This window comes from Bremerella cremea (assembly GCF_003335505.1).
GTDB classification, from domain to species: domain Bacteria; phylum Planctomycetota; class Planctomycetia; order Pirellulales; family Pirellulaceae; genus Bremerella; species Bremerella cremea_A.
On record NZ_QPEX01000037.1, the window covers coordinates 55,691 to 77,395 of the forward strand.

General features: G+C 56.1%; 28 protein-coding genes. 14 read left to right on the plus strand and 14 right to left on the minus strand.

The window, feature by feature from the left end; genetic code table 11:
* The 10 genes from DTL42_RS18315 to DTL42_RS18360 form a co-directional block, all read right to left on the minus strand.
* Window positions 1–396 carry a hypothetical protein gene (locus DTL42_RS18315; protein ID WP_114370653.1) on the minus strand — a complete coding sequence of 132 codons (396 nt, stop codon included), beginning with the start codon at window positions 394–396 and terminating at the stop codon, window positions 1–3.
* Window positions 396–986: a hypothetical protein gene (locus DTL42_RS18320; RefSeq protein WP_114370654.1), complete on the minus strand. Its 591-nt coding sequence runs from the start codon at window positions 984–986 to the stop codon at window positions 396–398. The genes DTL42_RS18315 and DTL42_RS18320 overlap by 1 nt, the downstream gene beginning before the upstream one ends.
* Window positions 986–1,735, minus strand: coding sequence for a hypothetical protein (locus DTL42_RS18325; RefSeq protein ID WP_114370656.1), 750 nt, complete (start codon window positions 1,733–1,735; stop codon window positions 986–988). The genes DTL42_RS18320 and DTL42_RS18325 overlap by 1 nt, the downstream gene beginning before the upstream one ends.
* Window positions 1,735–2,094 carry a hypothetical protein gene (locus DTL42_RS18330; protein WP_114370658.1) on the minus strand — a complete coding sequence of 120 codons (360 nt, stop codon included), beginning with the start codon at window positions 2,092–2,094 and terminating at the stop codon, window positions 1,735–1,737. Before DTL42_RS18330 ends, DTL42_RS18325 begins: the two co-directional genes overlap by 1 nt.
* A 14-nt stretch (window positions 2,095–2,108) precedes the next feature.
* Window positions 2,109–2,351: a hypothetical protein gene (locus DTL42_RS18335; protein ID WP_114370660.1), complete on the minus strand. Its 243-nt coding sequence runs from the start codon at window positions 2,349–2,351 to the stop codon at window positions 2,109–2,111.
* Window positions 2,352–2,393: 42 nt separating this feature from the next.
* Window positions 2,394–2,594: a hypothetical protein gene (locus DTL42_RS18340; RefSeq protein WP_114370662.1), complete on the minus strand. Its 201-nt coding sequence runs from the start codon at window positions 2,592–2,594 to the stop codon at window positions 2,394–2,396.
* Window positions 2,595–2,749: 155 nt separating this feature from the next.
* Window positions 2,750–3,985 (minus strand): hypothetical protein, encoded by a 1,236-nt coding sequence (locus DTL42_RS18345; RefSeq protein ID WP_114370664.1) that lies wholly within the window; start codon window positions 3,983–3,985, stop codon window positions 2,750–2,752.
* Between the two features lie 318 nt (window positions 3,986–4,303).
* On the minus strand, window positions 4,304–5,047 hold the full coding sequence (locus DTL42_RS18350) for a hypothetical protein (protein ID WP_114370667.1): 744 nt from the start codon (window positions 5,045–5,047) through the stop codon (window positions 4,304–4,306).
* Window positions 5,048–5,377: 330 nt separating this feature from the next.
* Window positions 5,378–6,451, minus strand: coding sequence for a hypothetical protein (locus tag DTL42_RS18355; protein ID WP_114370669.1), 1,074 nt, complete (start codon window positions 6,449–6,451; stop codon window positions 5,378–5,380).
* Between the two features lie 33 nt (window positions 6,452–6,484).
* The gene (locus DTL42_RS18360) at window positions 6,485–8,050 is read right to left on the minus strand and encodes a phage portal protein (protein ID WP_114370672.1); all 1,566 of its coding nucleotides are present in this window, start codon (window positions 8,048–8,050) and stop codon (window positions 6,485–6,487) included.
* A 343-nt stretch (window positions 8,051–8,393) separates the two neighbouring features.
* Between DTL42_RS18360 and DTL42_RS18365 the strand changes: the two genes are divergently transcribed.
* The 3 genes from DTL42_RS18365 to DTL42_RS18375 all read left to right on the plus strand — a co-directional run bounded on the left by DTL42_RS18365 (window position 8,394) and on the right by DTL42_RS18375 (window position 10,790).
* Window positions 8,394–9,362 (plus strand): glycosyltransferase family 2 protein, encoded by a 969-nt coding sequence (locus tag DTL42_RS18365; RefSeq protein WP_234824269.1) that lies wholly within the window; start codon window positions 8,394–8,396, stop codon window positions 9,360–9,362.
* A gap of 150 nt (window positions 9,363–9,512) precedes the next feature.
* Window positions 9,513–10,298, plus strand: coding sequence for a hypothetical protein (locus tag DTL42_RS18370; RefSeq protein WP_114370676.1), 786 nt, complete (start codon window positions 9,513–9,515; stop codon window positions 10,296–10,298).
* Window positions 10,299–10,790, plus strand: coding sequence for a hypothetical protein (locus DTL42_RS18375; protein ID WP_114370678.1), 492 nt, complete (start codon window positions 10,299–10,301; stop codon window positions 10,788–10,790).
* 7 nt (window positions 10,791–10,797) lie between these two features.
* Here the strand turns inward: DTL42_RS18375 and DTL42_RS18380 are convergent, their stop codons facing one another.
* Window positions 10,798–11,610, minus strand: a complete 813-nt coding sequence (locus DTL42_RS18380; protein WP_114370681.1) for a hypothetical protein — start codon at window positions 11,608–11,610, stop codon at window positions 10,798–10,800.
* 301 nt (window positions 11,611–11,911) lie between these two features.
* Complete coding sequence (locus DTL42_RS18385; RefSeq protein WP_114370683.1) at window positions 11,912–12,436, minus strand: hypothetical protein; 525 nt, start codon at window positions 12,434–12,436, stop codon at window positions 11,912–11,914.
* Between the two features lie 341 nt (window positions 12,437–12,777).
* On the opposite strand from DTL42_RS18385, the gene DTL42_RS18390 reads away from it, so the two are divergent.
* Window positions 12,778–13,641: a hypothetical protein gene (locus DTL42_RS18390; RefSeq protein WP_147274337.1), complete on the plus strand. Its 864-nt coding sequence runs from the start codon at window positions 12,778–12,780 to the stop codon at window positions 13,639–13,641.
* Window positions 13,642–13,726: 85 nt separating this feature from the next.
* Entirely contained in the window at window positions 13,727–14,464 is a 738-nt protein-coding gene (locus DTL42_RS18395) for a carbonic anhydrase family protein (protein WP_114370688.1), read from the plus strand.
* Between the two features lie 102 nt (window positions 14,465–14,566).
* Here the strand turns inward: DTL42_RS18395 and DTL42_RS26370 are convergent, their stop codons facing one another.
* Both DTL42_RS26370 and DTL42_RS18405 read right to left on the minus strand, forming a co-directional pair.
* Window positions 14,567–14,854 carry a hypothetical protein gene (locus tag DTL42_RS26370; protein WP_158545449.1) on the minus strand — a complete coding sequence of 96 codons (288 nt, stop codon included), beginning with the start codon at window positions 14,852–14,854 and terminating at the stop codon, window positions 14,567–14,569.
* A 204-nt stretch (window positions 14,855–15,058) separates the two neighbouring features.
* On the minus strand, window positions 15,059–15,913 hold the full coding sequence (locus DTL42_RS18405; protein ID WP_114370692.1) for a GNAT family N-acetyltransferase: 855 nt from the start codon (window positions 15,911–15,913) through the stop codon (window positions 15,059–15,061).
* A gap of 587 nt (window positions 15,914–16,500) precedes the next feature.
* Between DTL42_RS18405 and DTL42_RS18410 the strand changes: the two genes are divergently transcribed.
* The 9 genes from DTL42_RS18410 to DTL42_RS26070 all read left to right on the plus strand — a co-directional run bounded on the left by DTL42_RS18410 (window position 16,501) and on the right by DTL42_RS26070 (window position 21,596).
* Window positions 16,501–16,893, plus strand: a complete 393-nt coding sequence (locus tag DTL42_RS18410; protein ID WP_147274338.1) for a hypothetical protein — start codon at window positions 16,501–16,503, stop codon at window positions 16,891–16,893.
* Complete coding sequence (locus tag DTL42_RS18415; RefSeq protein ID WP_114370696.1) at window positions 16,886–17,179, plus strand: hypothetical protein; 294 nt, start codon at window positions 16,886–16,888, stop codon at window positions 17,177–17,179. The genes DTL42_RS18410 and DTL42_RS18415 overlap by 8 nt, the downstream gene beginning before the upstream one ends.
* Window positions 17,169–17,645 (plus strand): hypothetical protein, encoded by a 477-nt coding sequence (locus tag DTL42_RS18420; RefSeq protein ID WP_114370698.1) that lies wholly within the window; start codon window positions 17,169–17,171, stop codon window positions 17,643–17,645. Before DTL42_RS18415 ends, DTL42_RS18420 begins: the two co-directional genes overlap by 11 nt.
* 11 nt (window positions 17,646–17,656) lie before the next feature.
* A complete protein-coding gene (locus DTL42_RS18425; RefSeq protein WP_114370700.1) occupies window positions 17,657–18,790 on the plus strand; it encodes a hypothetical protein in 1,134 nt (377 codons plus the stop codon).
* Window positions 18,791–18,799: 9 nt separating this feature from the next.
* On the plus strand, window positions 18,800–19,129 hold the full coding sequence (locus DTL42_RS18430; RefSeq protein ID WP_114370702.1) for a hypothetical protein: 330 nt from the start codon (window positions 18,800–18,802) through the stop codon (window positions 19,127–19,129).
* Between the two features lie 92 nt (window positions 19,130–19,221).
* The gene (locus DTL42_RS18435) at window positions 19,222–19,740 is read left to right on the plus strand and encodes a TlpA family protein disulfide reductase (protein WP_114370704.1); all 519 of its coding nucleotides are present in this window, start codon (window positions 19,222–19,224) and stop codon (window positions 19,738–19,740) included.
* A 77-nt stretch (window positions 19,741–19,817) separates the two neighbouring features.
* Window positions 19,818–20,099, plus strand: a complete 282-nt coding sequence (locus tag DTL42_RS18440; protein ID WP_114370706.1) for a hypothetical protein — start codon at window positions 19,818–19,820, stop codon at window positions 20,097–20,099.
* Window positions 20,062–21,360 carry a phage terminase large subunit gene (gene terL / locus DTL42_RS18445; protein WP_114370708.1) on the plus strand — a complete coding sequence of 433 codons (1,299 nt, stop codon included), beginning with the start codon at window positions 20,062–20,064 and terminating at the stop codon, window positions 21,358–21,360. Before DTL42_RS18440 ends, terL begins: the two co-directional genes overlap by 38 nt.
* On the plus strand, window positions 21,357–21,596 hold the full coding sequence (locus DTL42_RS26070; protein ID WP_147274339.1) for a helix-turn-helix domain-containing protein: 240 nt from the start codon (window positions 21,357–21,359) through the stop codon (window positions 21,594–21,596). Before terL ends, DTL42_RS26070 begins: the two co-directional genes overlap by 4 nt.
* The last annotated feature ends 109 nt before the right edge of the window (window positions 21,597–21,705 follow it).

The window sequence follows — 21,705 nt, forward strand, 5'->3', positions numbered from 1 at the left end:
CTACAGATCTTGGCGGCAAAGGCAGCGCCATTGGGTTTCAAAGTGTTCTTTCCACAGGGCTTGGATGGTCCAAACGGTTCCGTCGGTCCAAGTCAGCTTGCCGTTGCCTTGCAGCGAAACACCTTCTAGCGTGGCGTCCCAGACGATGAAGGTGGCGTAGTCGACCTGGCTGGCGAACCGATCGACGTGGGCCAGTTCGCTTTGCAGGGGCAGACACTTTCGCGCCTTCGCTCCGCTGACAGTCTGGCTGGTATCGTGGTAGCTGACCTCGCCGATATCCGGAAAGCTCTGCCAGGTCTGCTTGTACATGTCGTACTGCGAAGCAAACGAGGGCGTGGGAAGTGACGTGCTGCCGCTGACCGTCAAGCCAAAGTAGTTGCCGAAGTAACTGGCCATTAGGTGACATCCTTATTGGTAACGGTGCGGTTGCCGCTGGAATCGACATTGGCTTGCAGGCGCGTTTTCGTTCCAGCGGGGTTGGCGAAGCTGGTTCCGCCGCCGGTCGAATTGCCGGCGTACAGGGCCAGTGTCAGGCGAAATAGCTGACGCAACGTCCAGTCGGTTTCTACGCCGTTGACCAGGTCGAGCAGCGACGTCGCCAGGTTCGCGGAAGCCGCAGCATTGGGCGTATCGATCAGATCGACTTGAACCGCACTGCCAGGGGCGAACAAGGCATCGTAAACCACTTCTTCCAAAACAATGAACTTGGCCCGCACCGGCAGTGCGCCAGCCACGATGACGCTGACCGTCAGTTCGCCCACGTTGGCAGTATCGACCTCGTCGAAGGTGACAGAGTACTCGCCATTGACGCGATGCGAGGCACCACCGCTGTGCTTGGCGGCAGCGACGCCACCGTTGGGGATGAGTTGAATCTCGGTGTTGCCGATCGTTAAATCGGTGCGGGGCGACTTCCCGTCGGAATCGTCCAAAAACGGACCTAGCACGCGCGATTGGTCGTCGGTCGCTTGGCGGAGATAACTGTGCATTAGCGGGCTCCGATCATTTGCAAATGGTGGTGCATGAAGCTTGGAGAAACACCGCTGCTAGGCGGCGGATTTTTGTAGAGTTGAGTGAGATAACTGCTTAGGTCTGATCTCTCCGACTCGCTTAATGCTCGCGTGTAGAGGATGACATCGTAGATATCGCAAGGCAGAAGGCGGTTCTCACCTTGGTAGCGCCCTGCCAGGGTTAAGCCAGAAAGTGGCGACTCGCCAGGGCTTATCCCGTCGGAAACCTCGTTGTCGTCAATGCGATTGACAGACGCATCGCCGGCAAAAACGGCTACTTCCGAGAAACGTTGGCCAGGGGTGAAGGGGACGTTCGACCGTGGACCTCCGTTGACGTATAGGCCAATTTGATCGTTGTCGCGCACCCAAAGGATCGCCCTTCCACCAGAAACACCATCGATTAAAAAGCGGTTGGGACTGGTGGTGAGAATATTAACGACGATCGCAATGGTAAATGGGGAGGTTACGGCGTTCTCGAATATGGTTTGAAGATAATCGTCGACACCATCAAAATACGCGTAATGCCAGCCGATGGAGTCTTTCTTCAGCAATGGTTTTTTCGAGGTATTGCTTTGCGTTGCCCAGTCAATACCGACGGAGTCGGGGAGACAGCCGATAGGGTCGTTCAGATTCGCTACGATTGTTCCTGCTGCATCTTGAAAGGTACCCGTGGCAGGTTGATAGCGATGGGCCAAACCAATGATCTCGGTTGGGTGCGTTATTGGCATTACGGCTCCTCTCCTACAATGGGCAACAAGTTAGCTGCCTGCAACGCATCGCTCCACGTCCACCGCTGGCCTGGCAACCCGTGCAATGTGTTGCTATCGATCAACTGGCCTGAGGCAGCTTCCAAACGCCACCATTTGACCGAAGACAAAACCGGTTGTGCTTCGAACATCGCTTCTGCCATGGCGAATTCCGAGGCCGTGCTGCACCCGTAGTGCGTGGCTGGTTCGGCGGCGGTTGGGGAAAGCGGAATCCCAAACGTGCCGCTACCGTCGTCGGGATCGATGCTGGCAGCAATGGCGTTGGCCGCTTCCCGATCGGCGGCAGCCACGAGGATGATGTGTCGATAAGGCCAAGGCATGGGCCGGGTTCCTTCTAGGTGAGCCGTCCTAGTGAAATCGATTCTTGCGGGCCTTCTAAGCGAGCCAGCAGGTCGTCGATCTGTTTCAGTTCGGCATACAAACTTTGACGCAGCCCGACATGATCGACGTGATCGCCGGTGCCTGATGTGTTCGGCAGCCCGCCGGGGGAGGTCGAGGCCATCTCGGCCAGTTGCTGTAAGACCGCATCGCGTCGCGTGAGAAGGTCGTGGATGACCTCGGAGGTTGATTTAGGCATGGCAGTGTTTAGGATTTTGCAGGAAGAGAGACGATGGCCGAACTAAACCGGCACGGCGATCGCATGGTAAGCCTCGGTTTTCGTCGCGACGCCTGCGGCTTGAAAAGCTTGCCGCACGGCGTCTCCTTCGTCGATCGCCTCGACCGGGAAGTCACGCTCAGGCTGGCCGCGCTTTTTCACCGTGACCAGGTATTCGCGAGTTGGAAAAATCGTGGAATCGTTGCTGTTGGTGGTTGGGGTCATGAGCGGCCTACGTTGGGTAAGAGGGTTTAAACAGGAATGGCTAGTTGAAGGAATCAACGTTCGCATTTGGCAGACTACGAACGAGTTAGCGCGTTTCATGTGGGATCGTGCTCTGAAACACGAACGCTGAAGAGCTTTCAACCAACGAGCGGCCATTACGCCGCGACGTTCTTTTGCACGCAGCGTGGCTCGACGACGGCGACCTGGCCCATTTCGCTACTCTTCGCTTTGAAGGCGATATCGCGCTCGAAGTCGTCCTCGTTGCCAGCCGGGGCGGTGACCGACTCTGGGGCCCAGTTTTGCATGTAGGCAAACGCCTTCTTGAAGTCGCCGTAATACCAACTGGTGCTGGAAGACGTACGCCGCTTCACGTACTGGTTCGTAAGCGGAGCAGGCAAACCACGGTAGGGGTTGGCATATGCCGTGCTGGCTGCGTGGCCGATGTCGGTAATGCCTTGCGTGTCGCGGCGGATTTCGGTGGCGTTCAGAATCGACAACGCCGTTTGATACAGCGCGCCGGGAACCACCATTTGCTTCTCGCCAACAATGATCGGTTCGCCGGTGTCAGGGTCGGTCATCTCCTCGAACAAGGTGTCGGCCTTGGCCAGCGAGGCGAAGTCTTCCAGCGGGTTGACCTGCAAGTTGTTCCAGTCGTGATCGCCGTTTTGATTGCCGTAGGTGGGCTGAACGCCGCGTCCTTTGCGGTGATAGCGATCGACCAGGCCGAGTACCGTATCGAGGACACGTTTCTCCCAGTTGATGGCCAGCCACTCGGAACCTTTGTCGGCCATTCGCATCACTTCGCCCGTCTTGTCGAACAAGATCGCTTCCTTGGTGACCTCGACGATGAAGCCCCGTTTCTCCGTTTCCTGGGTTTCGATCCAGTCTTCATTCAAAGTGACACGCGGGTAGCTTTCTCCTTCGTCCACTTTCTGGGCAGCGTCCCCCAGTTGGCCGACGCCAGGCATTCGTTCCCACTTGTCGCCGGTAGGGACGATGGTCACCAGGTGCCGGGCAATCAATTGCGGCTTGTTGAAGTGATCGATCAGCTTCTTGACCATAAACGTTTGATTGATGTTGGCGAACGCGCTGGTGTTAATGCTTTCGCGAATCAGGTTCACCCCTTGCGGTCGGCCAGGCCGGCTTTCCTCCCAGCTTTGCACAATCTCGCGACCATCGGTCACGGTGGCGTAGAAGGCACGGCGAATCGAATAGTCCGACTCGATGACCTCTCCCTTTAAAATGGCCTTGCAGATGTTGGCTTCGGCCACGTTGACGACATGCGATTCATGCACCCCTTGCCGCCGCGCCTCCTTCCGCCGATCACGCTGCGCCGCAGCAAACTCGCGGCCAAAAGCCTGCCAGTTCCAAAGTCCTAGGTTAGAAATCATGTTGGTTTGTTCCTTGAGAACATTTCGTTTGTGTTGTTTGTGGTTGCGAGAGTGAAGTTGTCAGTGTTCTGTGAAGCGTTGCCACTGGAAGCCTAAGAAAAGGTTCACTGCGTCTCCTGTCCCCTCTCCCTTCCCAAGGGAGAGGGCTAGGGTGAGGGTTGGGCAGCGGGTACCCGGTTAGCCCCCTCACCCTAACCCTCTCCCCGTAGGGGCGAGGGGACCGGAGGTGGTGGGAAATGTGTTGCGTTGTTCAGCGCAAACGCATCGCTACTAACCGAACACGTCACGATTCCAACTCGCCAATCTGCATCGCGTGGGCTACGAATTCAAAGCGATCGAAAAGCCGAACGCATTCACGTCGATCGCAACGGGGGTCGCCGCTGCGTCTCCCTTCTTCACGCCGATCAGCCCTTTCATTTCGGTGGCATTGGTCAGTTCAAATTGCGGGGCGAAATATTCGCGGAAGAAGCTGCCAGGGCGGCGGACGAGTTCGCCGTTGATGCGGAAGGTGACTTGGCCGTTGGCGCCGAGCGTTGGTTGGTATTCGATTTCGAAGGTTGTTTCGCTGCCGTCAACGACAATCTCGGTGTCGAGTGTCTGCTGGGTCGCGCCGTAACTGACTTCGCAGAGCCACGTGTTGCCGCCGTCGACCTTGTAAATGCACGCTCCCCAGTAGTCGGCAGGCGGGCCGGCTCCGTTGTCGGCCAGAAAGGTGTTCTCGGTCGGAGCATTCATTAGCCCGAGGGCCAACACGTTATCGGCGGCGGCAGCTGTCGGAGTCCATTTCAATTGCGAACGAAGCGAGAACGCATGGGTAGTATCGAACTTGAAGATCTCGCCTTGGGTCGCTAGAAAAACGCCATCGTTGTTGCCAGGATCGGCGTCGCCGGTCGTTAACCGGCCGTAGCCACCACCAGCGGCGTCGGCAATCGAAAGTCCTGCGTTGGCATCGAGCCCCGTCACGGTAAGTTCGCTCGGAAGCCCGACAAAGTGCGTGAAATAGCTGGCCGAAACTTTCCAGTCGGCCCCTGCTTGCAGAGCAGGATTGGTAAAGGTTGGCATGAGTTATCCTTGGGTATAGTGCGTAGAAGTTTGGTTGATCAGGCTGTGTCTGACTGGCAGCGGAGTTGTTGTTTGGCAGCAATATGGGGGCAGAAAACATTGGTCCATCCGGCTTTTTTATGGATCTGCTTCAATCCGGTAGACTGGGTTAGCGAAAGCGTAACTCAGCAAACTAGGCTAAATCGGTGTGCCACGGGCATCTTGCCCGTGCGAAGTGGGTACCCGGTTAGCAGGCCACCCGGGCAAGATGCCCGGGGCACACGAGCGATGGATTGAATTTGCACCCATGAAAAATCCGGATCGACCAAAACATTCAACTCGCTGCGGCGTTTACATTCTCATCCGGCTTAGGAACGTTTCGTCATCTTGGGCGGGCTGGTAGTCGGCGAGGTCTTCTGGTTCGGCCCTTTCCAGTTCGTAGTCTTGGCTTTCCAAGACGGGGCCTAGTTCTTCGCCGTCGAGGTAGGCGTTCATTGCGGCTCGGTTGGGAAGTTGCCGCAAGGTGCGTGTAAGCCGGGCGGATGGCGTGATCCCGTGCGTTTTCAGAACCGATTCGATCACTTGATCGCGGGCACCTGCCAGCTCGGCTTCTGCCGCCACGGCCCGGGACCGCCACGACTCTTGGGTGTTGTCCACAGGCGCAGGATCTTGACCCAGCAGCTTGCGTTGTTGAGCGACGATTTCGCTGATTTGGTCGAGAACGGCGAACTCGTCGAGCGAGGTATCGGCCAACGTGGCGAGAATCAGTTGCCGCGTTGCATCTTTCAACGTCGCCTGGCCAGACTCGGGAATTTCGATCGCGGTTTTCAGCAGCGGATCGTCTTCACGCTCTAATGCTTCCAACACGGCGAACTTGCCGATGTATTGGCTGAGCGAAAGTCCTTCGATCAGTTGCTTGAAGGTGCATGTCGTTTTACTCAAGGAAGTTTGCTCCTGTTCAAAGATGCCGTTGTTGGTAGCGGGCCGGGTGACCAGGTCGACGCTGTTGACCTGCACGATGCGTGTCACGCGTTGCCCCTGGTTGTCGGTGGTCGCCTCGATCTCGGCATCGTGCGAGAGGCCGAAGTTCTTCGCGAACCGTTGAGCTCGCTCGACAATCGCGGCCGCTTGCGGGTGGCTTTTCAGATAGTGCAGGTCGGCGAACAGTTCGCCAGATTCAACCCGCACGTTTTGCAGATTGCCAAAGTGAACATCAATCGCGCGCTCGTCCCCTGGCAGCAGGCCATGGTTCAGGTAAACGGGTACCCCTTCATAAAGAGGAACCGCCGCTTCCAGTACGTCGGTTGGGTAATGGCGACCATTCTTCGAGCGGTTGCCGCAAACCTTCACGCCACGAATGACGCCTGCTTCCAGGTCAACCTGCAAAGCCGAAGTCTGCTCGACTGCTTCCGTTATGTGAGACATAGGATTTGTTCTTGGAGTGGAGAAATGAGGGCGTTAATCGGTTGTGGGACTTGGTTCCGATTTCTCTTGTTCTTCGGTGGGGTCCCAGTCGTACTTCGTGGCCAGGCTATGGCGCGAGACGATACCCATTTCGTGAAGCTGGGCATCTACGCGAAAATCTTCGGCTCGATTTCGTACGGCCGGGCTCGATCCCGTGACGATCACGTTGACACACGCAACCAGGTCGCACCAAGTCATGCCGTAGCGGTGAAGGTTTATCCGCCCACTCTCGAACTGCATCCGAATCACGCTCCACAGCAGCCGTTCGTAGGCTTTGGATAACCGTTCCTGTTCCGCTTCAATCCTGCGAACGAAGGGAGAGCTGCTTTCGAGAATCGAGGCGTAGTTGTTGTTCGAGGCGTCGCCGCTGATCATGTGTTCTGGCAGGTTCCAGCGCACTCCGGCGGTGCGTAGCCCGGCGTTAAGCACTTGCACAAAGTTGGCCGCTTGGGCGCCTGCCATGGGGCCGGCTTGAAACTTCTTGCCCTTGGTATCGATGACCGTACCCGCCGACCAATCGCTGATGCGTTCGGCCAGGTATCGACCATCGCTTCGCAGGCGACCGCCGCCGCTGCTGTTGGAGCGAGCGAGGCTGGCACCGAGGTTGGTGGCATCGCCAATCCCCAGGCCACCACTCCCTTGCGCGGCTTCGATAATCATGGCGATCGAGGCTTGAATGCCGGCCCCTTTCATCATGCGACGAAGCAGTTCGGTTGCTCCGACCAGGTCATTTTGAATCGGATAGAAGTCGCTCAGGCCCCGCTTCACATGCCGAGGCGTGTTTGCCTTGAGGTGCATCACGCGGCGCGGAGAATAGAACCGCCAGCTTTGGGCGTCGCCGTTCCATTGAATGAAGTAACCATGAATTTGCGTGGCGTCGGCTTCGTCGGTGGCAATTCCATAGCGCCAGTTCAAACGCGAAGCAGAACCGAGACGGCGTTCGAGGTAATCGGTATCGGCCGGTTCGGTAAGCCAGGCTGGCTCGGCCCGCCGCACGCGAACCTGATCGGCATTTTGTTCGAGCACCAAAATGACTTCGCCATCGATATGCTCGGCGTCGCAAAGTTCCTGCTCGAAATCGAGTTCCCAACGATTGTCGGCTAGGAAGGCATTGATGATCTGTTGGACGTCACGCACGAGTTGAGCTGGCACATGCTGCCCGCGCCGCGCGGTGGCGGCATAGTCGAAGCCGGTATGAATGATGTAGTTGCGAAGATTGCCGAGAATGCCCTGCCCAAAGGCTGACTGGGCCAGGAAGCGGGCAACGCCACGAATGGCCGCCAGATCCCATTCGGTTTGAAACACCGGGCGAAAATCGCCACTAGCGCGATCGCTGGCCACATCGGGCAATACCGGCGATCCGTGGTGGAACGGCACGTCGGCAAGCGAAGTGCGTCCCATGGTTGGCTCGTGCCACGATTCGTTTACACGACGGTTCGCGGCCTCTTGTCGGTCTTCGATCCAAGCGAGTTCCTGCCGCAAATAGTGCGACTCGATCTGAGCCCGCAATTCGCGGCATTCTCGAATCGGATCGGATTGGTTTTTGGCTGTCGTTTTCATGGAAGCCAAAGATGCCAGCAAGGCGCTTCAAACCTGAAGAGCCGCCAGCCCATTTTTTATTGCGGGGCAATCGCAAGCCGTTGCAGGCAGATGATTTGGAACGAGAAAAAATATTTTCTGAACTGGACATCGCAGCTTTCAGAAGAGTCGCGGTGCCAAGCAAGCTAGGGCAAACAACGGATTTTCGACTGGGTAACGCAGACTTTGTGTTGGGCTTGCGAGTCGTAATAAAGTCGTGCCTAGGAAACTACCGATGTACTGACTGGGGCATTCTCGTTTTTCCAGTAAGAAACTCACTCCGACCCACCATCTTGCCAGTCCTATGGAAAGACATGTGCCTGAAATGCCAGCGTTCGCGATGATTTCTGTTGTGATTCCTTTGCCCGACGATCGTGGGCAGCTTAGTGCATGCTTGCAAGGTTTCACGCAACAGCAGATCACGGTTCCTTTCGAGGTAATCGTGCCTACTGCCGAGCCGGTATCGGACGATTTGGTCGCGCAATTCCCTGATATTCGTTGGTTTCATCGACCTGGGCTGCGGATAAACGGTTTGTACAATGCTGGCGCGGCCGAGGCGCGCGGTAAGTATCTATACATTTCTGAATCGCACTGTGTTCCGCAGGCAGATTGCTTGCAGCAAGCTTTCAATTACATGCGGAAAGCGAATGTGAAGGTTGCTTGCAGTGCCAGCGACGGTCTGCCAGGCAACTTTGTTTCGGATGGCGAACAGCGAACTTTTGAAGAAGACTTCCTGCGCTGGCAAAGCGCAAGAAAGAGCAAGGTGGCGATTCGGGGCACCATGATCGAGCGTGCGTTGTGGGAGCAAGTTGGCGGATTTCACGCCGAATACGGGCACTTTTCTGAGATGATGATCGGACGCAAACTAGAATCCCTGGACGTGCGGACGGGCTTTGCCGAAAGCTCTTGGGTCAGCCACGGCAACCAGGTTTGCTTGCGAGAACTGGCCAACGAGCTGATCGAGTACGGCGAAGACGAGTGCCGCTGTAGTCACCTGGCCGCCCCCGACGAGCAGCCAAACGCCAGCCGGGAATGGCTGCAAAGAGAGAAGCTACTCAATCGCTGTGGACGCTTAAAACGTGAGCAGTGGTTGGAATGGGCGCGGCAACAGATTCGCGCGATCGCGATGAACTATGTTCCGATGAACTCGGACCGACGGTATGACTACTTTTTGAACTACTGGCGAGCCGCGATTCGCACAGGACGTTTGAACTACTTGGCTACCCTCAAAGGCCAAGCCATCGCTCCCGCCACAGCTACCACCAAGCCGGTTGCGGCCCGCCAGGCAGCATAGAGTGCTTGGCCACGCGCGATCTTCTAAAGCGACGATCGGTGCGCGCTTATAAGCCGCGAAATACTTGACCCCGGTCTGCCAGAGGGCTCATAATAGGCAGCATGTCTAGTATTGGTCATGCTGTAGAGTTTCATGCGCGCGGGGTGAAGGATGTATCGTGGGACATGGTTGTGTCTATTTCTGTTCACATGCTGGACATCTGCTGGTTGGGCACAAGAGGAAAGCGATCAGGAAATCGTAGCCCGAGCGCTCGAAACGGCCCAATCTTTGAAAGCGACCACTTCTGCTGGAAAAGAAATCGATTTGATTGCGACTCCCTTGCTGCGTTATGGCGATCCTGCACGCCAGAACGAAAAAGGGTTCTTGTGGGCGTGGGGCAAATCAGGCCGACCGGTAGCCGTTTGCGAAATGTTCATTAACACCAACCAAGCGTTTGCTACGTATGTTTTGACGTTAACTTCCGATCAGAAGATCCACGTTGTCACACCACGCGGAAACTGGCAACCGCAGAAGCTGCAACTGCAGATGGAGGAGGTCGAAAAAGTAATGCCTCCGGCCGAGACCGAAAGTCGCCGTTTGCAGCAGATGCGACAAATAATGCGTGGCTATGCAGCCCACGAATTTTGGGATCCGAATAATTCTCGCTACGAACTTCGTTTGTTGACTTCGCCCGTCTATCGGTACGAAGATAAGGAGGCCGGCATCGAAGATGGAGCACTATTCGTTTTCGCTCATGGAACGAACCCTGAGATCGTGGCCCTGGTCGAGGCGCATCACAACGACGGCAAGCGTAGTTGGAAAGTCGGATTCGTGCCGGTCGGAAGTGCCGAACTACATGTCACCCAGGATGAAGACGATGTCTGGTCGAAAGAGCGAGCCCCCGGCATCACCGGGCAGCCGAGCGACCCCTATTGGCTGTTTCTGGGAGCAAAATAATTGAATTCCAAACTTCACTTGCTCGGTTGGGTGATTCTGTTGGCATGTTGTGGCGGTTGTTCTTGTACCCCGCCACCTAGTCCGCCCCCGGCTCCTCCTTCCGTCGCCGGGCCTCTTTTCGATTCTATCCAGCGTCAAGAGATCGAAACGGCTACGGAGCTCTTGTTGAAAAATCCCCAGGCTTTTTCGGCCGCAGATGCACCCTACATTTTTCAGCTGTCGGAAGAGGACTTTGTGGCTTTATCGAGCACGCAAAAAGGGGAAGTGCAAGCCCAGACCATTGTGGTTGTGGGACAAGTCAAAACGTTTATCCGCGCAATGCTTGACCAGGCCGAGCAGCTAGCCGCAGACGACAAGCAAGAAGAGGCCGAGCAATATTATCACGCCATCGGCAGTTTCGGGCAGTCGTTGAATACGCAAGATCACCTGCTTGTCTTCCAACAAATGGGATCGGCGTTTCAAGAAGTAGCGAAATCGAAAATTCAGCAATGAATACCAATTAACGATCGTGCGCCAGTTCTTTGTTTGTTGTGCCACCTCGTAGCCAGCGCCAGCCTGCGTAACATAACGCTGCCTGCCCTAGTGCCATCCAGGCCATCACGCCACAAATGGCGATAGCGGCCACGTTCGTCCAGCGGGCTACGGTTAGCTTTTGTTGGTTGATGGTCGTTTCGATATCGCCAAGATGCTTATCGATCGAAGCAATGTGTTGGTCGACCATGGTGAGCGTGACGATGATTCTTTCGGTCAGGCGAATGATTTGTTGTTTTTGCTCGCCTGGGTTGTCTTCGGCCTGGGCGAGGCGTTGCCCTAGCTGCCTGGCCGACGCGATGCCCGTTTCAAGTTGCAGTTGAATTTGCTTGGTTTCTTCCAACAGGCCGTACACCGGTTGTGTGTCGATTGGCAAGCCTGACGATTGAGTCGCATCCAAAGCTTGGCCAATCATTTCGGTCGACGTCTCGACGGTGCTGGCCCATTGTTCGATTTGGTCGAGTTCGGCTAGAAACATATCGACGTGTTCTTCGACACCCAGCCGCGCGATGGCCAACTCTTCGGCCTGTTCTTCCGACCACTGTTTGACCTGCGTTTGAATGGCATCGGAAGTCAGCTTCATCGCTTGGACCCGCTGAGCCGCCAAGCCCACATACTGCCGCACCTCTTCCAGGGCGGAGTGTGCCGTATCGAACAGTTGGCCGGTCGCCAAGCTAGCACGCTGGCTGAAGGTAGCGATTGCTGCGATGGCCACAATACAGGCAATCGTGCCTACGATTCCTAAAGCCAACGTTAGTAGCGACCCAACAATTCTAAACATCACGCCTTCCTACGGATTCCCAGCATGCCCCTGGCCTACCAATGCAGACCGCTAGGTAATTTTAGGTTACACGCCCAACGCGAATCTGGGAATGACCGGCCAGTGAATGACGGAAGTTAGCTACGTGCCCCAAGCAAGAAGGTTGCCGCCAGCAAGCATTGAGGGGCCCAAAATAGGGGCTTTTTTCAAAGAACTGGGAGGCTGCGCAAGGAAATATTCGCAGCAGCAAGCGATCTGAGCGTTCACAATGCGACATGCTCACGTCTGTGTGAGCATGTAGAGAGAGGTCGCCTGATCGAAGTTAGGCGACTTTGCCTTCTTTGTGCCGCTTTTCCCATTCAGGCCAACCGTAGACGCCGTTATGGTCTTCGACACCCATGAAGCAGTCTTCGGCCAGAGGAAGCTCGTCGAATCGCTTTGCTTTCCGCGCTTTAAGCAGCAAATCCTTCAGCATATCGCCGATGGCCTCGGTCAGCCCGTCGTCGTCTTGCGTGACGCGCTGTTTGGTTCCATCGGGCAGGACCAGGTCGATTGGTTCCGGCTCGTCCTCGTCGTACAGCATGTCGATGGCTTCTTTCCACTCAGGAAATTCCAGCCAATTGTCCTCGATAAACGCATTCCATTCGCCATCGGGGGAAGCATCGGGGCGGGTATCGAAGACCAGCGCCACCCAGCCAGTCTGGTCGGCTTCGTAACCGAATGTGATCAGCGCGATCGGGTCTTCGTCCTCGCCCGGGCCGGCGTTGATGTATTCGGGGTATTCGTCAATTCGCTCTTGTAGGTAGTTGTAGATCGTTTCGGCGTCCGCCTGAAGATCGATAATCATCGTTGTCCCTTTGAAACGTACGGCTCCATCTCGCCGTTTCCACGCGGCTGGTTGTCCTCGAAGATTTGGCCTGACTCGACGGTCCGATTCCAGAAGCATGACGGAAGACGCGGTCGGCAATCCAAGCATAATAATCAGGATCGTCTAAGAGACAAAGAGCCCCTAAGACTAGACAAGCCCCGTTCCGTTCGGCGCCGGGAAACACGCGGCCAGATCCATCTTTCCTGGCCAGCAAGCTTCGGCCTAAAATGGGGGGCATTTCTCAGGCGAGCCCGCCTGACCGCAGCGAAGCCGATTGGGGGACGAGCCCTCAAAGGTCATACCCAGCAAGCGAGAGTATTTTGATCCAAGCCAGCTTTAAGAACGGCGTCCTTTGTCTCATTGTCTTGCTGGTTGGGTACATCCATGCCAATCAGGTGCTGCCGTACGGCTACGGATACTTCTCCGTAGAAATGATTGTCTTCTTTCAACCGATCTTAGTAGGATTATGGCTTGCCGGTGGAGCGGCCCCTTGGTGGGTTCGGGCTGTCGTATTTCTGGCGGCGTATCCTTACTTCCGATTAGTCATTCATTTCAATAGACACATCGAGGCCGAGTTTTTGGGGCTGGCATGCCTGCAAATGGTAGCCTCGGCGTTTGCATTTCGAGGCGTCTGTTACGTCTGCCGGCAGTGGCTGCAAAGGAAGGTTGCCAGGCAGCAATTTTCAATGCGGGGAATGATGCTGCTGGTTTCCTTCGCATTTGCTGCCTGTGTTGTGTGGGGAAACAACTTGGTCAATTTTATACAAAAAGGGGCCGAGGACGTTGCATGGCAATTTCTGGTTCTCCTGTCCGTCTGTATTTGTATTATGATGCTCGCCGCGCTGCCTGCTTTGTTCCGCACACGCGCTTATCGGAAATGGGCAATGGTGATTGTTTGCGTCATTATCGGGGCGATTCCCTCGGGAGTGTTTGGGATCATCTACTTGATTGAAGGAAGTCTGTATGATCTTGAGGACGTGTTTTCGGTCAATATCCAGACTTGGCTGGTTGCGTTCATCACGGCCGCTACCATTTACCCCTTGCAGGCAATCACCAAACGGGACGGTACTCCGTTTTATCCTGTGTTCACTCCGGTTGATGTCCCGCTGGAAGCAGTCAGCCCAACGTCGCCGACAGAGGTAGAGTTCTCGGAAGGGCTCGCCGCACCCGACAAAGCTCTATGAAAACATTGTGTCAAGTGTTTCTTTGTGAAAATCTATCTGACATAATCGCTCGACAAATATATTTCAAACACGATTGGAGCGAGCGATGCCAGTAATCGGAACCCAGCAGTCCCCAATTCGAATCAACACTTCGGAAACCCTGCTCGTCTGCCAGCCACAACGCATTTTTCAGGTTTGCTATCAACAAGGAGTCCCCTGTACTGGCAAATTCGATATGGCCGGCACTGGGCACGGCAATCTGGTGCTACAACCACCTTACCCGAAGGTGAAATACCAGGGAGATTGCTTCGAATTGCGGAAGGTTCACATTCACTTAAAATCAGAACATCTCATCGATTCGGACGACCCAAAAGACTACGAAGTCCATCTGCTGCATCTGCCGGAAGGGAGCACGGCCGGGACCGATCCGAAAGTGGTGATTGGCATCCTCTATCGGCACGATCCCAACGTAGAATCAGGCGGAGGCTTGGAATGGCTCGAAAAGGCACTCCGGTCTCAGGAAGAAAAAGGGCTCAGACGCAGTAAGAACGATGGTGGCGATTGTTCTAGCAAGCCATTTGAATTCGAGCCGTTATGGTTCTTTCCCAGTCAAGGCGACGCAAACGATGTAGAAAACTGGTTTCACTATCAGGGCTCACTAACCAGCGAACCTTTTTCCGAAGACGTCAGCTGGTTTGTCATGAAGAATGAAAGCGTGATCAATAAAGACCGCATCGGCAGAATCGAGCAATGCGCCGAACAACATGCCCGAACAGTCTACGCCTTAAACCGCCGCTTCATTTTGCGTAGCTTCGAGCAAGGTGAGTGTTTTAGAGAAGAATAAACCCCGGTGCCATGCCGTCGTCTTCGTCGGCATGCTCTTCCCTGCTTCACATGCTCACGAAGACGAGAGCATGTCAACGGTCGGATCAAGTCTGGTGATACGCTAGTTGCGGTCGTTGCGTAGCACCTCGAAAGAGTCGAGGAAATCAGCATCATCCCACGTATGTCGCTGGCCGTTGGGCTTGATCAGCCAAATGATCTCTGGCTCGTCAACGGTGCCATGCAGCACTTGCCAGATTTCTCCGGTTGGGTAGGTGGCGACAACGTTGCCATCCGGATCGCGCACGGGAAGATCGTGCTTCAGCTTGACCTGATCTCCGGCATGCACACCGCAAGGATAGATGGGTAGTGTATAGCTAGTAACGATTTTGAACTCAGGCTCGTCCGTCAAAAGTAACCTTCCTTCTTCTGTGGTGGCGGGGCGTATGATCAGGAGGCACGTTCGCCCGAATTAGGTTGAGTGAGGCCGGATTTTCCGGGTGCCATGTCGTCGTCTTCGTCGGCATGCTCTTCCCTGCTTCGCATGCTCACGAAGACGACGAGCATGGCACCGGTCAGATCAACCCTGGTGATACACACGTTGTGGACCACCTCGTCAACCTACCTCCATAGTCGTGATTCCGAAGATCTTTTCAGAGGCAATCTCTGGCGGTGGGCCGTGGTACATTCGCGTGCAGCCGAAGACTTCTTCCATGCGGTATTTCAGGCAAAGATCGACCGCGTCGGGGTTGTTGTCGGGGGCATCCAGCAGCAGCGGTTGGCTACTCAGTTGCAGCTGAAATGCCTGCAACAGTTCGTCAGCCACATCCGGCGAGTCCGCGAATAGGGGGCCTATTTTGTATCCCACCAGGCAAGGCCGCGCGACACCGAAGCCGAGCAGTACTCCTTCTTCCACATAGCCCAGCGAAACGGCGTTAGGTTGATTGATCCAATGCCCAAGGTAGATCTCGCGATACGCCGGAAAGCATTGTCGGTCGTACTCGGCTACCTTCGCCAAGGGAAGTGTATCGAGCGGTACGATCATCTCGCTTCGTTTCGCCGTTGCGGCAGGTTGGGCGAGTAAAAAGCGGCGATGCCGGGTGAAGATCTCAAAGCCACCGTTGGCATAAAACGGAACCATCGCGTCGACGCCATCCAGCCCAATCGAACCGTTAGGCGAAAGTTGCGCGAGCAAGCGATCGCGGCGGGCAAACCACAACTGCGTGCCCAGCCCTTTTCCGCGATATGGCTTATCGACAATAAACAACCCCATAAAACCAAACGCCTCACTGTGGCGAATGACCGCGCCCCCGCCGACGAATTCTCGATTCTCGCAAACAGCTAAGAAACCATTTCGATCGAGCCGCCAAAAAAGATCGGCATCGTTCAGCCCTGGATTCCACCCTTCGTCGCCAGCCCAAGCGACCAACTGGCGAACCTCCGTTTCGGTCATCGGACGAATTTCGATCATTTCGATTGATCTTCTGGAGATGGGGGGGGAAAGAAAACAGAGCGTCATCCGATGCAAGGAAGCGACAACCTATTCGCTTCTCTGCAGCAACCACGCACTTCGCAGGCCAAGGATTATAGCATCTCGTAAGGGCTCGGCACGCGAAATCTAGATTGCGGCCGTATGTGTTCAGCCCGTCGCACACAATCTGCGACATCGTTACGGCGCCGGATAAGCGCAAGACACCGCGCGACATAAGCCAGACTTGCCAATAAGTTTGCATTACGCCTGCAAGTTCGTTCGGTCCTTTCGATAAATTCAAACCTGGCGAGTTCCCGGGTCTTTCCCTAGTTCTTGTTTTGTCGCGCATGGCGGACAGGAAACCCCAAGTTGTCGCGCATTTGTCGCGTGATTTCTTGGACGGAAAAACGCGTCACGGCGCGCTTTTCATGTGGTCACGTGGCGCAGATAACTATGTCATCGCCTAGCGAAAAGAACTCCACCAGAAGACTTAGCTCGGCGAATCAATAGCCTGGGCGCCTTGTGTTCTCTGGCGATTTATTCCTTTCCTTATCGCCCACAAGCAGACGCCGGCTGCGTGCCCCGCTGTGTCACCCACCATCGACGCAGCGGGGCACTTTCTGCTGAGCCCACACATTCAACAAGAGGTTTCCATGTCTCCCTTTCAACAACGCATTGACCAGCTCACTTCCGCCGCCGTGACACAGTTGAACGGATCATTCTCCGTCGCTCGGTTGGGTCAGGTATTGCAGCAATTCTTGGTCCAGGCCATGCAAGCCGCCGCCCAGTTGCTGGCCAATCAAGGGCACGAAAAGAAGCAACTGGTTCTGGATGCACTGGGCAAAGCGCTCGATGCGATTCCCTTGCCGTGGTGGCTGGCGTTGATCCGGCCCCCTCTGAAAAACCTGGTGCTGACGATTGCCGACGGGGCGATCGAAGCGATTTACAGCCAATTCAAGGAGCAGCTTGCCCATGAGTAGCCTCACCCTTGGCGGCCTGATCATGCTGATTGCCGGTCTGATCTGGAAGCTGATGCCAAACCGCACCACACCGCCTAATTTACCGCTGCCCCCGGTCGAACTGAAAGAAGCGTTGCCTGGGACGACCGAGGCTAACTCTGCGCCCACACGCAGCGAAGCCTTTGCCGCTTGGCTGAAGATCGAACAGGCCATGCGTGCCCAAAACGCGACGCCTGAACAAATCCGAGCCGCCGGCCTGGCTTGCCTTACGCCTTTGATTGTGGAGAAACCACGCGATGAAAAGTAGCACGATCGTAACCCTAAGCGGGCTGGCCTTGGTCGCCTATTCGTTGATCGCGCCGTGGGTTTGGGGCGAAGCGAGTCGGCCTCGTCCGGTCGACCCTGGTGGCCCGAATCTCTTAGCGGTCTTTCAAAAAGCGGACGATGCTCGCCAAGCCGCTGCCGACGCGCAAGCGTTCGGCCTTTTGTGCCAGTCGTTGGCCGACATGATCGAGTTCGACGGCAAGCAGGCCGAACCGCAGCTCGTGAGCGGTGTGCAACTCGATAACTTTCGTACGCTCTCGCGTTTCTATCAAACGGGGGGCGGCAGCTATGCCCAGCGCTACCCCGCCCTGCCCCAAGTCGCTGGCGACTATCTGCAAAGCCAGCTGGGAACCGACGGGGGAAAACTCGACTCCGCCGACCGTGCCCGCTGGATTGCGGCCTATCGCCAGCTGGCCGCTTCCGCCTTGTACGCTGCTGATTCTCTGTAAGGCAAACCCAAATGCGAACGAACCATCTCCCTTATCGACCTCTGGCCATTCTCCTGTCCGTACTGTTCGGCGTGGTGGCTTTGTCGTGGCTGACCACTTACCACAACACGCCTGACGACACGCCCCTCGTCGAGCAGATCACGGATCGACAACCTTTTAAAGCGGCTGATGTGCCGGAGGAGCACTTCGGCTATCAGCCCAATCCGCAGGCAACCCGCAAGTTCTTGGCTCAGTTGCCGCGTGCCAATTTGCGAGAAGCAGCCCCGCAGTTATTCCAAGCCGATCCACCGCAGGACGATATCTTTCTCTATCGTGCCCTGTACGACGCCCATCTGAAAAAGTATGGCGTGCCGTGGCAAGTTGGCCGGCAAGGAATTGGCGACTGCGTTAGCTTCGGTTTCGCCCATGGGGCCGACATCCACTTGGCCGTGATGTGGTCTTTGGGGGATTCGGCCGACTGGAAACCAACCGCGACCGAATCGATTTACGGCGGCTCGCGGGTTGAAGCTCGCGGTGTGTCGCGCGGAGGCTGGAGCGACGGCAGCTACGGCTCGGCCGCCGCCAAGTGGCTGCGTGAGTATGGCCTTGTCTTTCGCCAGCCGTACGAAACGGTCGATCTTTCGCGCTACTCGGCGCAGCGCGCCAAAGACTGGGGCAACTACGGCAACGGCGGTCAAGACGATAACGGCCGACTGGACGCTGAAGCCCGCAAACATCCGGTCCGTACGGTGGCGCTGGTTCGTAATTTCGCCGAGGCTTCGGCCGCGATTCACAGCGGTTACCCGGTGCCGGTTTGCTCGATGGTTGGCTTCCGCATGCAGCGCGATGCCGACGGTTTCGCCCAGCCGCAAGGAACTTGGCCTCATTGCATGTGCTTTATTGCCGCGCGGCACGGTAAACGGCCTGGGCTGTTGTGTTTAAACAGTTGGGGGCCGAACTGGATCACTGGCCCGAAATATCCCAGCGACATGCCGGACGGTTCGTTCTGGGTCGACCAGCGCACGGTCGATCGCATGCTCGCCCAAAACGATTCTTTTGCCGTCAGTGGCTACGACGGTTTTCCTTTCCGCAAATTAGACCACGCCAAATGGGTGCAAGCCATGCCCGTCGGCGACAACGAGCCGAACTACGCGCTCGCTCCCTAAGGTGATGAAATGAAATCCTCGCAAATCATTTGGATTGCCGCGTTGGCCTTGTTTGCCACGTGGATGTTGATGGACAAATCGGTCGAGATCATTCATGGTCCGCAGCCAGAACCGACGCCTGCTCGCCGCGAAGGCTTGCTACGTTCGTTCGTGCGAGCCCTCGCCCATTGGGGACTCGATCGAGCGTTTCAAAAGAAGCCCCCGGAAGAGCCAGACCCGGACGATTTCCACCAAGCCAGCCTCGCCGAACCAGTTCTCTCGTTGCAAGCCCCGCCGACACTACCCAGCGAGTTTCTGATCCACGAAGGAGACGCCATCAACCATCACGCTGGCTGGTAAAACACCATTGCCGCGCCAATATCGTCCGACCTCCAAAACCTTAGGGTGCGTCTCGACGCACCGAGTGAGACTTCATTCTTGAAAGACCAACCATGATGAAAATCGTTCTGGCTTTACTCCTCCCTGCTTTCCTGGCAAGTTCGCTGGGCGCGGCAGAAGCGGAAACCATCGCTCTCTCTCAGGCAGCGGTGTCTTTGGCTTATGTCATCGCCACTCACGCTCGCCCGCAGGTTACGCCTCTGGTACCACCCCAGCCTGAGACCGCTTCCTCCGCACAACTAGCCAGCTACCACGCGGCGTACGAAGCCTATACCAAGCAAGGTCGCCCGATGGTCGTCATGGTCACCGCAACGTGGTGCCCCTATTGCCCGCAAGTGAAAGGCGAGTTGGCAGCAATGCAGCGCGACCAACAGTTGGGGAACGCTTCGCTGGTGATCCTCGATTACGACCAACAAAGCACCTTGGCTCAAAGCGTAATGGGCAAGCATCGCAGCCTACCCTTTGTGGCGCTGTTCACCCACGAAGCGAAGCGACCGCGCACTTATCGCCAAGTCTCCACCAAACAGCTCAAACAATACCTACAGCCGAAAACCATTGGGCAAGCGAATTAAAAACAAGGTAATCGCTTTATGGCTTGGCCTGACACCGCATTGCCAGCCGCCTCGTTCCACTTAACAGGGAAAACTCTATGAAAGGCTACTGCGTGCCAGAGCACGTTTGGCGAGCCGCCACCGACGTACCATGCGAGATTGCCAATGATGAAAGTAAACCGGTTGCCGATCGTTTAAAAGCGGTTTCCACGCTACATACGTTCATTCGCGATTCCTGGGAGATTCGGATTCAACTGCTGGAACAAGAGGCCGCTGGCCTCGGCACAGATTTGCCTGATCCAGTCGTTCGTGAAGACGAAAACTTCTTTGGAAACCACGCGCATGAAACGATTAAGCAGCAAGGTCTTGAAAGCCGCTAAGCATTCGCGGGGACCAGGCCAGATTTTGGTTCCCAAACCGATGCCGCATCAACTCTCCTTGCTCCGCGATCCGCACCGGCACAAAACGGCCGTGTGTGGTCGTCGTTGGGGCAAAACAGGAGCGGGCCTGCCGGCGGTGATCTACGGTCATGGCGACCAAAATCCTAGTAGCAAACAGCATTTGAAAGGGGCAATCGATGGCGGCACCATCTGGTGGATCGCGCCGACGTTTGGCATCACGCGAAAGATCGAACGCGACTTGATCCACAGCTTTCAAGCATCCGGGCTCGAGTACCAAAAAACACAACGCCGCATCGAACTACGCAGCGGCGGAAGCATCACCCTGAAGACAGCCGCTTCCCCTACGAGCCTGCGTGGCGATGGGCTCGACGGTATCGTTTACGACGAAGCCGCGTTCGCCCCGGAAGATTCATGGCGCGAAGCGCTGCGCCCTGCCCTGGCCGACAAACGAGGCTGGTCTCTTTTTCTCACCTCCCCCAACGGACCCAACTGGGTGAAAGAACGCTTCGATCGAGATGGCCTCGACCCTCAATTCAAATCGTGGCAATGCCCTTCTAGCGAGAACCCCTTGATGACGCCCGACGAAATTGAATCGCTCCGCATCGAAATTGGCGATCGTGCGTTTCAGCAAGAGGTGCTCGCCCAGTTTGTCGATACCGAAGGAGCCGAGTTCGCCGGCGCTTACTTTCAAAACCCAAACTTCTGGTTCGACGACGATCCACCTGAAAGCGAAGTCTGCCTGCGCGTGATGGGGCTTGATCCGTCGAAGGGAAAAGATGATCGCGCGGACTATACGGCGTTGATCATGGCCAAGCTAACGCGGGCTGGGCATCTCTACATCGACGCCGATATCGAGCGCCGCGATCTGACCACCATTGCCAACATCACCGTCGACCATGCGTTCCACTTTCAGCCATGCGGCATCGTGGTGGAAACCAATCAATTTCAGGAACTGCTGGTGATGGAGCTGAAGCGGGTTGTCGCCGCGCGCGGAATCGAAATGTTTCCCGTTCACGAGTTCACCAACACCACCAACAAAATCACCCGTATCCGCGCCATGCTGACTCCTTACTTGGCGCGTGGTGAACTCCATTTCAAACGCCGCAGCCATGGTGCCAATCGCTTGGTGCAGCAGTTGAAAGAGTTCCCCACCGGTCGCCACGACGACGGCCCCGACGCCCTCGAAATGACAATCCGCTTGATATCGCACTTGAACAACGGAGGATGCTTTAATCGATGAATCAAGGCCGCAAGCTCGACAACGCACTTGTCCAACGTATCCAGCGTATGCACAACTCTGGCTCACCCAAACGAACCATCGCCCGCGTCTTAGGCGTAAGCTACAACACGGTCAGCAAGTACAGCGACCAGAGCAATCGTGCGAGGCCGCCAGAATCGCCCCAGGTTAAAACAAAACCGAGCACTGCAGCCCAAACCGACCGAGCTGCATCGACCAGGTCATCACCCCGCACATAGCTGTCGCACGCTGCCGCAGTCGAATAAAGAACCTCGCCACCACCTGCCCAACCTACGAAAAGAGGAAATCACCAGGCCAATAGCAGACGCCCAAAATCGCAAATCAAAG